The sequence below is a fragment of the Brevibacillus fluminis genome, from assembly GCF_003710825.1.
GTDB lineage: Bacteria > Bacillota > Bacilli > Brevibacillales > Brevibacillaceae > Brevibacillus_D > Brevibacillus_D fluminis.
Genome location: NZ_RHHQ01000028.1, coordinates 85,134 through 98,829, shown reverse-complemented (window position 1 = coordinate 98,829; position 13,696 = coordinate 85,134). Strand labels below are relative to the sequence as shown.

The following is a 13,696-nucleotide window of genomic DNA, read 5'->3' as shown; positions in this document are numbered from 1 at the left end:
TTGTGCAGGTACCGGGATTTTCGAAAAAAAGTTACACGCCGCTGTTGACCGGACCCTCTGGGGGATTGACTGCACGGCTCCGCAGAAAAACGGAACCGCGCCCAAAAGCCACACGCTGCGCGGCGGGTGTATCTCATGGATGATGTTGGGCGCGAAAGACGTTCCGTTTTTCTGCTCCGCCTCGGTTGGCCCTGTCAAAGGCTTGCGTTTCACTTTTTTTCGAAAATCCCTTGGCTGCAGTGGTAACTATACTCGAATCCTTCTTTACATATCACGCAAAACAGGTGGCACTTCTTTATATCCTTTCGATTTGACAGCGCCGAGAATGACGCCGATGATCAGCCAACTGGTCCCGACAGCAAACGTCATCCAATCGAAGCCGGACCAGACGTAGAAGATGATCAAGAAGCCGATCATTGGAAGTAGCAAATAATTCACGAAGCCTTTGGCGTCGCGGCGGCCTTTTTTCAGGTAGAAGTGCACGAATACGGTCAGGTTCAGCACCATGAAGGATGTGAGTGCACCAAAATTGATCAGCTGCACGATGTTTTCGATCGAGACTAGCAACGCGACGACAAACGAGACGAGGCCGACAAAGATTGTTGCGTTAAAAGGTGTTTTGTAAACTGGATGGATTTTGCCCAAGATGCCGGAGAACGGAAGCAGCTTGTCGCGGCTCATCGAGTAGATGATCCGGGAGATCGCCGATTGGATCGCGAGCGCATTGGCGATACCGACTGCCGCTACGCCGATCAGAATGAACGCGTAATAAAGGAAATCGCCGCCCACTTCGCGGGCGATGTCGAAAAAGGCCATATCCGGGTCGAGTCCTGCGTAATCCGGATGCGCCAGCGCAGCGAGGTATGTTTGCACCATGAAGATCGTGCCGATGATCACCAATGCGCCGACGGTGGCTTTTCCGACGGTTTTTTGCGGATTTTTCACTTCCTCCGACAAAGTGCTGATTACATCGAAGCCAAGGAAGCCGAGCACAGCGATGGATGCGGCGCTTGCGATGAAATGGAAATCGATTTTGTCAGGCTGGAAGATTGGTGCCAGCGAGAAACCGCCGGCTCCGTGCCCGTCGATGAAAACGTACTTGAAGGCAAAGCCGAGGAAGATCACGAGGATCGCCAGTTCCAGGATGAGGAAGATCGTGTTAGCTCTTGCGGTTAGACTGACGCCCCGGGCGGTTATGAACGTATTGATGGCAAGAAAGATGAAAATGATGACAAAGGTCGGGACACCCGGCAAAATGCTGCCCAGCCACATTGCCGAAAAAGCGGTCAGCAACGCTGGCGCCATAATGTAATCCACCGCAATAAGCCATCCGGTCACGAATCCGATGTGCGGATTGAGCCCTCGCTGCACATACGAATAAACCGAGCCTGCGATGGGAAACTCCTTACTCATCTGGCTGTAGCTCATGGCGGTGAACACCATCGCGAAGACCCCGACCAAATAAACCAGCGGAGCCATCCCGAAGCTTTCCTGCGCGATCAAGCCGTACACCTGAATTGGCGCAATCGGCAGCATGGTGATCAGGCCGTAAATGATCAGGTCCTTCAAAGTGAGGCTGCGCTTCAGTTCTTGCTTGTAGCCCAGATTGGTGCCTTGCTCATTTTCCGTCGTTTGAATCGCCACATCAGACATGAACATCCCCCGTTCCTTCATTTTTTAGACAAAAGCCCCCCAAGGAGGAGTGGCGCTCACTCCAGTGTAAGCGCCACGTATTTCAATTCCATATACTCTTCAAGCCCTTGATGCCCGCCCACACGGCCGATCCCGCTTTCCTTCACGCCGCCAAACGGTGTCTGCGGATTGGCAAGCGAGGTGCCGTTGATCGCCAAATTTCCTACCTGAAGCCCTGCGATCATGCGGAACATCCGCGCCGCATCTCGCGTGTAGACATAACCCGCCAAGCCGTATGGCGTGTCGTTGCAGCGCCGCAGCACATCCGCTTCATCGGTGAATGTGAGGACGGGTGCAACCGGTCCAAAAATCTCGCGCCGGGTCAGCTCCATGTCGGCATGCACGCCGTCAAGCAAGGTCGGTGCGTAAAAATAACCGTCCTGATAACCGTCCTCCATGATCCGGTAGCCTCCGGTCACGACCTTGGCTCCTTTTTCCACCGCATCGTTAACCAGCGTCTCCACTTTATCCAGATAGGACGGATCGATCATCGGGCCGATGTGACAGCCCGGCTCAGTTCCGTGTGCCACCTTCAGCGCCTTGATTCGCTCCGCCAGCTTTTCGACCAATGCCTGATGAATATCCTCGTGGGCATAGATCAAGTTGATGCCGTTGCAGACCTGCCCGCAGTTTTCAAACTTGTTACCCATGATGCCATCCACGGCTTTGTCGAGATCGGCATCGGGAAATACGACCACCGGGGCGTTGCCACCTAGCTCCAGCGTCAAGCGCTGCACGTTTTCAGCCGCCTGCCGCATCAAAATCTTGCCGACAGCCGTAGAGCCCGTGAAGGCGATTTTTCGCACGCGCGGGTCAGCCTGCAGCGTGCTGCCGATCTCTGCCGGATCGCCAGTGACCAGATTGGCGACGCCTGCTGGCAGTCCTGTCGCCAAGAGATGGCTCACCAGCGCAACCGCGATCATCGGTGTCTGCTCAGCGGGCTTCAACACAAAGCTGCAGCCTGCGGCGAGCGCGGGCGCCACCTTCATCGCGAGGATCGCAGCCGGAAAGTTGGCTGGCGTAATCAAGCCGACAACCCCGATCGCCTCGCGGAACACCAGCAGCTGCTGCCCTGGTCGCGATGCCGGAATGATTTCGCCGTAGGCACGTTTGCCCTCCTCCGCATACCAGCGGATATAAACGGCAACGCCCTCGATCTCGCCGCGCGCTTCATCAAGCGGCTTCCCCTGCTCCAGCGAAAGCAGCTGCGCGAGCGCCTCCTTATCGGCGAGCACACGCTCCGCCCAATCGAGCAGATAGCTTGCGCGCTGCCCGGCCGTCCGTTTAGACCACGCCGGAAACGCCTGTGCCGCTGCATCGATCGCCCGGCGGGTCAGCTCCTCACCGCCATCCGGGACGATCCCGATCACCTCGCCTGTCGCCGGGTTGATTACCTCGCTAGTTGCCGCCAGCTGAACTTTTTCGCCATTGATGAATGAAAAATTGTACTTGTCCCCGTACATCCGCTTCCCCTCGCCTCTCATTCCTTTCTATGAATCCGCTTACTAGATAAACTCGAAGTATTTCTTTCTCTCCCAATCGGTGACTTCCAGGAAGTAGTCGTTCAGTTCATTTTTCGCTGCCGTCAAATAATGCTCGACCACCTCGGTCCCTAAAAGCTGACGGGCAATTTCGCTTTGTTCCAGCTGGTTGATCGCTTCCGCCAGATTGGCTGGGAGACGTTTGACACCGGGTGCGCGCGAAGCATCCCCTGTCGTTGGCGCAGCGATGTCGATCTGGTGCTCGATGCCGTACAGTCCGGAAGCCAGCATTGCGGTCAGCACCAAGTAATGGTTCACGTCAGAGCCAGGGATTCGGTTTTCGATCCGGCACGACTTGCCTTTTCCATCCACGCGGAAGGAGGTCGTCCGGTTGTCCTCGCCCCATGTCAGCGTGTTCGGAGCGCCGCCTGTGTTGGCCAGCCGCTTGTACGAATTGATGTAAGGGGCATAAAACAGCATCAGCTCTGGAGCGAGCGCCATCATGCCGCCGAGAAAATAGCGGCCGGTATCTGACAAACGGTACGGATGGTCTGCATCGTAAAACAAGTTGGTGCCGTGTTCGTTCCACAGGCTGATATGGGTATGTCCGCTACTACCGGAATCGTTCGTGTCATGCTTTGCCATGAAGGTGACCATCAGGTTGTTTTGCGCGGCAATCTCTTTGATCGCGTTTTTGTAAAGGGCGGTGCGGTCAGCCATTTCCAGTGCCTCGGCATATTTCACGTTGATCTCGATCTGCCCGTTACCCCACTCGCCTTTGACCGCTTCCAGTGGAATCCCGATCGCCTCCAGATGACGTGCCACCTGCCCCAGAAACCAATCGTCAACATTCAACCGATAGATGGAATAATCGATCGGGTACGAGAACAGCGGCTGCAGATTGCTGAACTGTTTCGCCCGCGCCGAATCTACCGTCTCTTTGAAAATGTAAAACTCCATTTCCGATGCTGCGAACGCCCTATAGCCCAGTGCCTCTGCTTTTTTCAGCTGCTTTTTGAGCATGTGGCGCGGAGCGATGCTCACTTCAGTGCCGTCCTTGTTGTAAATGTCGCCGAGCACAATCGCATTTTTGGGAATCCACGGATAATCGCGCAGCGTGCCAAGGTCAGGAACCACCTTGATGTCATGCAGTCCCGTATCGAAATTACAAAACGCGTAATTTTCTGCAAATTTTAAGCTAACATCCCAAATGAAGTTGATTGCGCACGTATGGATGCCGTCCTGCCCGTCTTCCAAAAAGAACCGCGCTGGCATCTTTTTGCCGAACAGCTTCCCCTGCATGTCGACGCCGGCCACGGTGATCATGTCGATCTCGCCGTTTTGGACCCGGTCTTTCAGTTGCTCTACGTCAATTTTCCCCATCCCGTTCATTCCCTCCGTTCTGCCAAGGATTGCAGGCTTAGTGAATGGTCCAGCCGCCGTCGACAACCAGCGTGGTACCCGTAATGTAATCGGCATCGTCCGTTGCGAGGAACACAACCGCATTGGCGACATCCTGCGGCTTGCCTACGCGCTTGGCAGGTACCCGATCGAGAATCCACTGCTTGACTTCCGGGATCGCCAGCCCTTTTTCTGTAAACGGCGTCTGCACCACGCCGGGAGCTACGGCATTTACGGTGATGCCGTGGGAGGAGAGCTCCAATGCAGTCGCTTTGGTCAGCATGTGCAGGCCGCCTTTGGACGAGTTGTAATGCGGCTGGCAGCTGCCGCTGCTGGAGACGACCCGATGCGCTTCCACCGACGTGATGTTGATGATTCGCCCGCCTTGGCCAGCCTTGATCATTTCTTTGGCAACCGCCTGCGAGCAGAGGAACGGCGCTTTTAAATTCACATTGTGCACCCGATCCCATTCCTCTTCGCCCAGCTCAAGAAACGGCGTGAAGGCAACGATTCCCGCGTTGTTGACCAAAATGTCGATTTTGCCCAGCTCACGGATCGTTTGCGCGACCATGTTTTCCACTTCTTCCTTCTTGGTTACATCCACCTTGACGACCATCGCCTTGCTGCCTTCTGACGCGAGTGCGATCGTCTCGTGTGCGCCTGCTTCGTTCATGTCCGCCACGACGACGGTCGCGCCCTCCTCAAACATGCGCAGTGCAATCGCGCGCCCATTCCCCGAACCTGCTCCTGTTACAATCGCCACTTTATTTTTCAGTTTCATGCAAAATCATCCTTTCGTCGATGTTGGTGATAAACCGATTCAAAATCCGTTGGTACAAATAAAGCGAATCAATGTCGACAAATTCGTCGGGGCCATGATGATTGGCGCCGATCGGACCGAATTCGATGGCAGGTATCGCATGACGGGCATAGTAGCGCGTGTCGGCTGAACCATCCTGACCGAACAACCGGACCGATGATCCTGTAAACTCGCTCGTCGTCTGCTGAAGCAGCCGCACAAATCGATCGTTCTCATCCGTCTGCACCGGTGCGCCCTGCTGCAGCACCGTTACCGACGCATCGGATGCAGTCTGGCGGATTTGGTCGAGGATACGGTCGGCATCCTGATTGGGCAAATAACGGATATCCAGATAAAAAGCGCAATGATCGGGCACCTGATTGATCGCCCCGCCGCCTGCCACTTTGGCTAAGTTGAAGGAAGGATTTGGAAAAAACGTGCTGCTCGCCTGCAAAAACTCCAGCTGCTCAATCCGCTTGTATGTCTCAAACGCGTGTGTGATCGCGTTTTTGCCCAGCCACGGACGGCTTCCATGTGCGGCAATGCCGCTCGTCTCTAGCAAGAGCTGCAAGACGCCTTTTGCCTGCACAGCGATTTGGAGATTGGTCGGTTCGCCGCAGATGACGAAATCGCCGCGCGCTCCCTCCTCCACCAAAAAGCCTGTGCCATGCGCGCCGCCGGTCTCTTCATCGGGGACAAGCTGCAGTATGATCTGGCAGGATGCATTCTGTTTGGCCGCCTCCGCGGTAGCGACCATCATTGCCGCGACTGCTCCCAGCATGTCGTAGCTGCCACGACCGAACAGCTTGCCCGCTTCTACGCGCGGGATGAAGTCGGACTCTTCTCCCGGCACCACATCCAGATGCCCATTGAGGATCAGTGTTTTGCCGCTGTCAGGCTGCCCCGCGGTCGCAACGACGCTTTTCAGCCCCTTGTTTTCCACGACCTTGACGCTAAGACCTTGCTTCAGCAACCAGTTCGCGCAATATTCTGCCGATTTGTTGATCGCTTCCCGGCTCGTGTTTTTCATGCGAATGAGATCGCTGGCTAGCGGGATGAGGAATTTCTCCATCACACCCACCTCCTTTGCTTTCTTGTCGTCCCAAAAACGACATCCTCTCCTTTGGGAGACGTTGCGGAGATGTTTGTGCAAAAGTTGTGCCAAGTTTAGCAGCACGTCGAATTACCGCAATAGAGCCGGATGCCGCTGTATTCTTTTCGGGATGGCAAATGGGAAAAGACCCCAAAAGAAAATGGGATAAACAGGTCAAAATTATCCCATTCATCCCGTTTATCCAGTTCCATTCCGTACTTGTTGGAACCCGCTTGGGGTTAATCGGCACCCCGCTCGTCCCGCCGCGACTTCCACATAACCGGCGTCGCGCAATTTATCGATCGTTTTTCTCACTTCATTCTCGGAAATCATCAGCCCTTTTTCTTTGACTGCCGTCACGATCGCCCGCCTACCGGCATTTTTGCCCGCCGCCTTTGCATGATGAATGATTTCTAAAACCAGCTGCTCGACGCGGATTCCGGCCGCCTGAACGGGCACTATCTGCTCGATCGCCCATTCATGAGGTACATCGACTGCCGCCGATTCGTTCGTATACATTGGTAAATCCTCAACCGTCAGATGGCCATCATTCATGAAGGCGATGTATTCCATCGTGTTCTCCAGCTCCCGCACATTGCCTGGCCAATCGTAGCGCCGCAGCGCTTCGTGGATTGGTTCCAGTCCCTCCTGATTGGCCCCGCGCCGTTCAAGAAAATAGGCGGCAAGCAGCGGGATGTCCTCACGACGCTCCCGCAGCGGCGGCACCTCGAGCTGCAAAATTTTCAAGCGGTAATACAAATCGTCGCGGAATTTGCCTTCAGCGACCATGCGCGCCAGATTGCGGTTGGTCGCTGCGATGATTCGGACATCGACCGGCAACAGCCGCGTCCCCCCTACCTTGAGCACCTCCTTTTGCTGCAGCACGCGCAGGAGCCTGCTCTGCATGTTGGGCGATATGTCGCCGATTTCGTCCAAAAAAATCGTGCCCTTGTGCGCCTGCTCGAACAAGCCTGGCTTGCCGCCCTTTTTCGCTCCCGTAAAGGCGCCTTCCTCATAGCCAAACAGCTCGCTTTCGAGTAAATTGTCCGGCAATGCACTGCAATTGACCGCCACGAACGGATAGTCGGCACGCTGTGAGACACGATGGATCGCATGAGCGAACAGCTCCTTGCCTGTCCCGCTTTCGCCCAAAATCAGCACGCTCAAGTCGCTCTTCGCCATTTTTTCGGCGCGCGCAACCACCTTTATCATGTTTTGCGAGACGGTGATCAAGTCGCCAAAGGAATGGCGTGCTTCATAGCCTTTGGCCTGAAGCCGCAGCTTGAGTTCCAGCTCCTCCACCTTTTTCGCTGCCCGCAGTGTCAGCACGCCGCCGGTCACATGACCGTTTTCGATGATGTGCTGGCGATTCATCAAAATTTTCTGCTTTTTGATGTGAACGAGGCAGTCTTTCCACTCCTCCACAAACGTCATCGGGTCTACACCCTCCCGATGCAGAAGTCCTTCGACCGTGAATTTTTGCGCGTCCTCGGATGTGCAGCCGAAAATCGTTTCTGCCGTCCGGTTGAATAAAGTAATCGTGCCGTCATGATCGTAGGCGATCACGCCGTCCTGCACCATGTTGAGCGTCCGCTGCAAAATCGTTTTCATGTGCAAAAGACCCTGAAGCGTAAACTGGATGCCTTGGCTGCGGGTCACGATCTTGTCGGCGTAGCGTGAGAGCATCGTGCGGGTTTCATTGTTCAGCAGCTGGAACTGGGTCAAAATGTCGACCAAGGTGCTGACATCCACGACCCGTTCATCGATGTCGATCACCTGCTGTATGAATGGCGGCACGAGCTCTGGCTCTCCTGGTGTGATCGCCACCGTTGACTCTTCCCATGTAGCTGCTCCCGGAAAATAGGGAAACAGCTCGATGTGACCGGCCCCTAATTCGCGCAGCAAGGCAATGGTTTCTTCCGCCGAGTCCCTTTCATCATTGACCACAAGCAACTTGCTTCCCGATGGGATCGCCATCACCTTTTCCAGGCTTTTGCGCAAAAGCGTCCGCCTGATGACAAATATGACCGTGCCCGTCTTGATGCGCGGTGCGATGTGGCGCGTGAAGATTGTATGCGTGCTGATCAGCACCATATGGAAGTCATCCCTGTTTTCCATCCATTCATGCATGGAAAAACCGATGAACGTAATCAATTCGCCCAAAATCGCATTCAATTGGCCTGCGATGGCGCCCGCGGTCTTCTTGGAGCCCGCTATGATCGCCACTTTTCTCATACAGTCGCCGATGGGAATCACCTCCCTGTCCAAAAGTTAACCTCCTTACATTATCGTTCTTTTTCAGACTTTTCGAAAGTATTTTTCGACATCTCCGTCTTATGACAACCCCAGCGCATGACAATTATTGGCATTATTCTTGCTTTTCTTTACCAACATCATGATTTTGTAAAAGGGGTGTCGAGCATGTCACGCAAGCAGCTGTTTCGTTTTTCTTTTTTCGGCAAAAATCTGACTTTGTCGAGTGTCACTATTTTGCTGATGGGCATCGTCCTCAGTCTGACCAGCTATTATGTGCAGCAATCGTTTTTGATGCGAAACCTGGATGGACAAGCCAAAGGATTCGCCTCTTATGCCAAAGGGGAATTGGCTGCGGCTGATGTCAAAGCCGCGCTCACCGACCATGACCCCACGTCTCCCCTTCAGGCAAAACTGACGTCTCAGTTGGACCGGATGTCCAAGGATAACCCCAACATCGCCCAAGGCTATCTGTTTGGCGCCGAGATGACCGACGACAACAAAAACTTGACCGTTGCCATCCCGACCCATGTGCAGGAAGCCGGTTACAAGCTCGGCGTGATGTTCGAGCAGGTGCCGCAGTGGGTGAGTGCCTACAAGCAAATGATGGTGACGAAGGAAGCCGTGAACACCGGGACGTACACCGACTCATACGGGACCTGGATCTCGATCCTCCAACCCGTCATGGATGAAAACAATCAGGTCATCGCCGTTTTCGGCATCGACATCGACGCCAGCATCATGACGCACAGTCGCAACGATCTGCTGTTCTGGCTGACTGGCATCTTTCTGCTGTCGTTCGGCTGCGTCTTCCTTTTGCAATTTTCGTTTTTGCGCCGCTTCCTGCGTCCGCTGCGGGCGATTTTTGCAGCCGTCGGAAAAATGAACGACGGTCACCTGGACGTAGAGGTGGAGGTTTTCTCCAAAGATGAGCTTGGGCAACTGGCGACCCGGTTGAACAATGTCATCGTTCAGTGGCGCACGATCATTAAAAGCGTGCAGCAGCACGCGTTTCAGGCAGCAGCATCGGCCAGCGAGCTTGCCGCCAGCGTAGAAGAGAGCTCTGGCGCGATCCACAAAATGTCGGGCACCATTCAGGAGCTGGCTGGCAGCACAGATACGCAGTCGCAATCAGCGAATGAAAACGCCCGCGCCATGACCGAAATGTCGATCGGCATCCAGCGAATTGCGGAAAGCTCTGCGCAGGTGGCGGAATCGTCGCAGGAGATGGCAGATGAAGCGGAGCAAGGCAACGGCTCGATTCATAGGGTCATGGAGCAAATGAATGCGATCAGCCAGTCGGTAACGCTCTCCCGTTCTGTCGTCGCCTCGCTATCCGGCAGGTCACAGGAAATTGGCAGCATCGTCAATGTCATTACAGACATCGCCGCCCAAACCAACCTGCTCGCTCTCAATGCTGCCATCGAAGCGGCGCGAGCTGGCGAGCAAGGCAAAGGCTTCGCGGTTGTCGCCGATGAAGTGCGTAAGCTGGCGGAGCAATCGGCCCGCTCTACGGCGCAAATCACCAGCCTGATTCAGGAAATCCAGACGGATACCAGTAAAGCCGTGCTGGCGATGGCTGCTGGCGCCGAGGTGGTTGAAACGGGCATGCACGTCGCGCGCGAGGCTGGTGATGCATTCCGGCACATTCTGGAGACGACCCAGCATGTCGCCTGGCAGGTACAGGATGTATCGGCGGTCTCCGAGCAGATGTCGGCCAGCTCGGAGCAAGTTTCTGCCACAGTCACCCAGCTGGCGACGATTTCCAAAGAGTCGGCTGACCGCCTGTCGCTCGTGGCTCGTTCGACCCGGGAGCAGCTGGATTCACTGGAGAAAATGTCGGATTCCGCGCGGTTGCTTGATGAGATGGCGGCGGAGTTGCGGGTGATTGTGATGCGGTTTACGGTTTGATTTTTTGGCTGTTGTGGAGGGAACGGGATTTTTGGAAAAAGCTCCACGGCCGCTGTTGACCGGACCCGCAAGGGGATTCACTGCACGGCACCGCAGAAAAACAGAACCGCGCCCCAAAGCCACACGCTGCGCGGCGGGTGTATCTCAATGATGATATGTGGCGCGAAAGACGTTCTGTTTTTCTGCTGCGCCTCGGTTGGCCCTGTCAAAGGCTTGCGTTCCGCTTTTTCCAAAAATCCCTTGGCTGCAGCATGTAAAAAAAGCATCCCATCCACAAAAAATAAGTGGATTGGGATGCTTTTTTGCTTGCTCTTCTAATTCCCCTTTGGCCTTACGCTATCGATCACTTCTTTGCTGTCAAATAGGCCTTTCAGTTTGTCTCCTTGCGTTTTTAGCGCGATTCCGTCGATGTGACGGCGGTCCATCATCATGGAGTCGGATTTGTATTTGAGGTACGGTTGCGGTCCGACGCCGCACAGGACGGGGAAGCCTGCTTTGACCAAGTATTTGTATTTGTCGCTGTCGGTGTCGACACGGCTGCCGTATGGGTAAATATAAATCAGGGTATCGCCTACAAGCGGTTTGACTTCTTTTTTCCACCGCTCCGTGTCCTCGACAAGGCTTTTGTAGCTGATCTTATGGGCGTCGCGGTGGCCGTATCCGTGGGAGGCGAAGCTCCAGCCGGTCTCCTTCATTCGGTTGATTACCTTGATCGCGTCGGCTTTTTCGGCTTCGTAGGCAGGGGATGTCAGCTCGTTCGTGCGGTAGCCAAGCACGCCCTGATAGCCGGTCAGCGCGATCGTCCCTTTGGCGCCATCAATGGAAAAGTCGGGATGCTCGCTTACGAACGTGTCCAAGATCGGCACGATTTCGTTGTCGTATGCGATGTGTTTTTCCCCTTTCGGTGTAAGCGAATAGGTCGCTACCCTCCCTTTATCATCGAGGATCAGCTTATAGACATTGCCATTTTGCAGCATGTAGTCGTAATAGTTCATATCATCCACGGACAGCACCAGCGGCTTTTTGTTTTTTGGCAGCATGAGCTGTTTTTTGACCAGCTCCTTTTGCCCGTTCACCGTTTTTAGCTCATACAGCTGATCCATACTGATCAGTACGTACTGGTTTTTGTACAGGTCCGCTAAAATATGGTCGAACTCTTTCACTGTGACGAACCAATCGTCATAGCCTTTTGTCATGCTGTCATTGTCGAAGGCGAGCTCGGGATAGGCGATCAGCGGGTGAAAAAAGATGTGCTCCACCGGCCCTTTATACGCGACCCAATCGCCCTTTTGTGCCTCTGTTTGCGTAGGCTTCGCCTCTTTTTCCGTTTCTTGTTTCGGCTCTGTGATCTGTGCTGCAGGATTTTTTACTTGTGCCGCAACAGCCGGCTGTACAGTGTTTGCAGTCCCGCTGGTCCCCTCTTGGTTCAATCCGACACATCCTGCAAGCAATGCGGGCAGCAGCAACAATCCGCCGACGTGTTTCACCATTTTCTTCATTTCGAATTCCTTCCCTCTGCCTCATAATGACAACTCTCACTATTTGACGAACGATTGGGAAGGTTATTACAGATTGTCGAATGATATTTTTATGTGAATAATTTCCCATAAAGGTAAAACACTACCTTCATCTACAAGCGAGGAGGTATGTGAAGAAATGAATGGGGTGGAAGAGCTGCAAGCCGCATTTCGGGACACTTCCGATTTCGTCTCGCACCCGATTCAGATTGGCGATGACTGTGTCACATTGCTATATCTCAACAGCTTGGTCGACCAAACCTTTGCAAATGAACATATCGGTCAAAACATACATCCACTACCCGGGGAAGGCGGTCCGATTCTTACGCCCCTGCCCGATCTGCAAGAGGCGATCACGGCGATTCTGTCCGGGAATATCGTCGTGTTTTTCGAGAATTCTTCCGCCGCTTACGTGTCAAATGGGGGCGGAAGCGAGAACCGCACCATCCAGGCAGCCGAAAACGAGAGCATCATCCGCGGCCCGCGCGACAGCTTTGTCGAATCCCTCCACGTCAACCTGTCGCTCATTCGGCGCAGATTTCCGGACATCGGCTTAAAAGTCCAGACGAGCATACTCGGCAGGCGAAGCAAAACAAAAGTGGCGCTGGTGTTCGTCGACGACATCGTCAATCCGACGATTCTTCAGGAGGTGCAATCACGACTCGCCACCGTCGATATCGACGAGGTGCTGGACTGCGGAACGATCGAGCAATGGATCCAGGACAGCTGGTACTCCCCATTCCCGCAGGCGCAATATACGGAGCTGCCTGTGCGCGTTGTGAGCGCCATCGGCGAGGGTCGAGTCGCGATTTTCGTGGACGGCAGCCCCAGCGTGCTGATCGTCCCCATGACATTTTCGATGCTGTTTCAAGCTCCTGACGACTATTTTGAGCGCTGGCTGATCGGTTCAGCAATCCGCACAATCCGTTTTCTCGGGGCTGTTATCGCGTTGATCCTTCCTTCACTCTACATCGCACTCGTCTCCTTCCACCCCGGCATGATCCCAACGCAGCTGACGCTAAGCATTGCGGCGACCAGAGCCCAAGTGCCTTTTCCAAGCATTTTAGAAGCGCTCATGATGGAAACCACGCTGGAAATGCTGCGCGAGGCAGGCATGCGTCTCCCCAAGGTGATGGGACAGACCATCGGCATCGTTGGCGGTTTAGTAATTGGCCAATCAGCGGTTGAAGCGGGCATCGTCAGTCCCGTCATGGTCATTGTCGTCGGCATCACCGCCATCTCTTCCTTTTTGGTTCCAGCCTATAACGGTGCGATCGCCTTGCGTCTCCTCCGCTTTCCGCTGATGATCCTCGCCGGCACACTGGGGTTATTTGGGGTGATTCTGGGCATTCTCACGGTCGCTGCCCATCTGATCTCGCTCAAATCTTTTGGCATCAATTATTTCTCGCCGTTCGCCCCTTACCGGCCGAGCGATTGGAAGGACATCATCATCCGGGCGCCGCTCACCAACCAAAAGGAACGACCTGAGATTTTGCATCCGCTCGACCGCGTACGGATGAATCTCCGTAAACGTAAGAAAGGATGGTAA

General features: G+C 54.5%; 9 protein-coding genes. 2 read left to right on the top strand and 7 right to left on the bottom strand.

Going from position 1 to position 13,696, the window contains the following annotated elements; genetic code table 11:
- Positions 1 to 264: 264 nt before the first annotated feature.
- From EDM56_RS29020 to EDM56_RS28995, 6 genes are all read right to left on the bottom strand, one after another.
- The gene (locus EDM56_RS29020) at positions 265 to 1,653 is read right to left on the bottom strand and encodes an APC family permease (RefSeq protein WP_122921496.1); all 1,389 of its coding nucleotides are present in this window, start codon (positions 1,651 to 1,653) and stop codon (positions 265 to 267) included.
- 56 nt (positions 1,654 to 1,709) lie between these two features.
- Positions 1,710 to 3,155 (bottom strand): NAD-dependent succinate-semialdehyde dehydrogenase, encoded by a 1,446-nt coding sequence (locus tag EDM56_RS29015; RefSeq protein ID WP_122921421.1) that lies wholly within the window; start codon positions 3,153 to 3,155, stop codon positions 1,710 to 1,712.
- Between the two features lie 42 nt (positions 3,156 to 3,197).
- Complete coding sequence (locus EDM56_RS29010) at positions 3,198 to 4,556, bottom strand: glutamine synthetase family protein (protein WP_183192638.1); 1,359 nt, start codon at positions 4,554 to 4,556, stop codon at positions 3,198 to 3,200.
- Between the two features lie 37 nt (positions 4,557 to 4,593).
- Positions 4,594 to 5,355: an SDR family NAD(P)-dependent oxidoreductase gene (locus EDM56_RS29005; protein ID WP_122921419.1), complete on the bottom strand. Its 762-nt coding sequence runs from the start codon at positions 5,353 to 5,355 to the stop codon at positions 4,594 to 4,596.
- Complete coding sequence (locus EDM56_RS29000; RefSeq protein ID WP_122921418.1) at positions 5,339 to 6,445, bottom strand: M20 family metallopeptidase; 1,107 nt, start codon at positions 6,443 to 6,445, stop codon at positions 5,339 to 5,341. Before EDM56_RS29000 ends, EDM56_RS29005 begins: the two co-directional genes overlap by 17 nt.
- A gap of 219 nt (positions 6,446 to 6,664) precedes the next feature.
- The gene (locus EDM56_RS28995; protein ID WP_122921417.1) at positions 6,665 to 8,734 is read right to left on the bottom strand and encodes a sigma-54 interaction domain-containing protein; all 2,070 of its coding nucleotides are present in this window, start codon (positions 8,732 to 8,734) and stop codon (positions 6,665 to 6,667) included.
- 153 nt (positions 8,735 to 8,887) lie between these two features.
- Here EDM56_RS28995 and EDM56_RS28990 point away from each other — a divergent pair, with 153 nt between their 5' ends.
- Entirely contained in the window at positions 8,888 to 10,630 is a 1,743-nt protein-coding gene (locus EDM56_RS28990; RefSeq protein WP_183192637.1) for a methyl-accepting chemotaxis protein, read from the top strand.
- 314 nt (positions 10,631 to 10,944) lie between these two features.
- Here EDM56_RS28990 and EDM56_RS28980 read toward each other — a convergent pair whose 3' ends face one another.
- Positions 10,945 to 12,129 (bottom strand): polysaccharide deacetylase family protein, encoded by a 1,185-nt coding sequence (locus tag EDM56_RS28980; RefSeq protein WP_122921414.1) that lies wholly within the window; start codon positions 12,127 to 12,129, stop codon positions 10,945 to 10,947.
- Positions 12,130 to 12,286: 157 nt separating this feature from the next.
- Between EDM56_RS28980 and EDM56_RS28975 the strand changes: the two genes are divergently transcribed.
- Complete coding sequence (locus tag EDM56_RS28975; protein ID WP_122921413.1) at positions 12,287 to 13,696, top strand: spore germination protein; 1,410 nt, start codon at positions 12,287 to 12,289, stop codon at positions 13,694 to 13,696.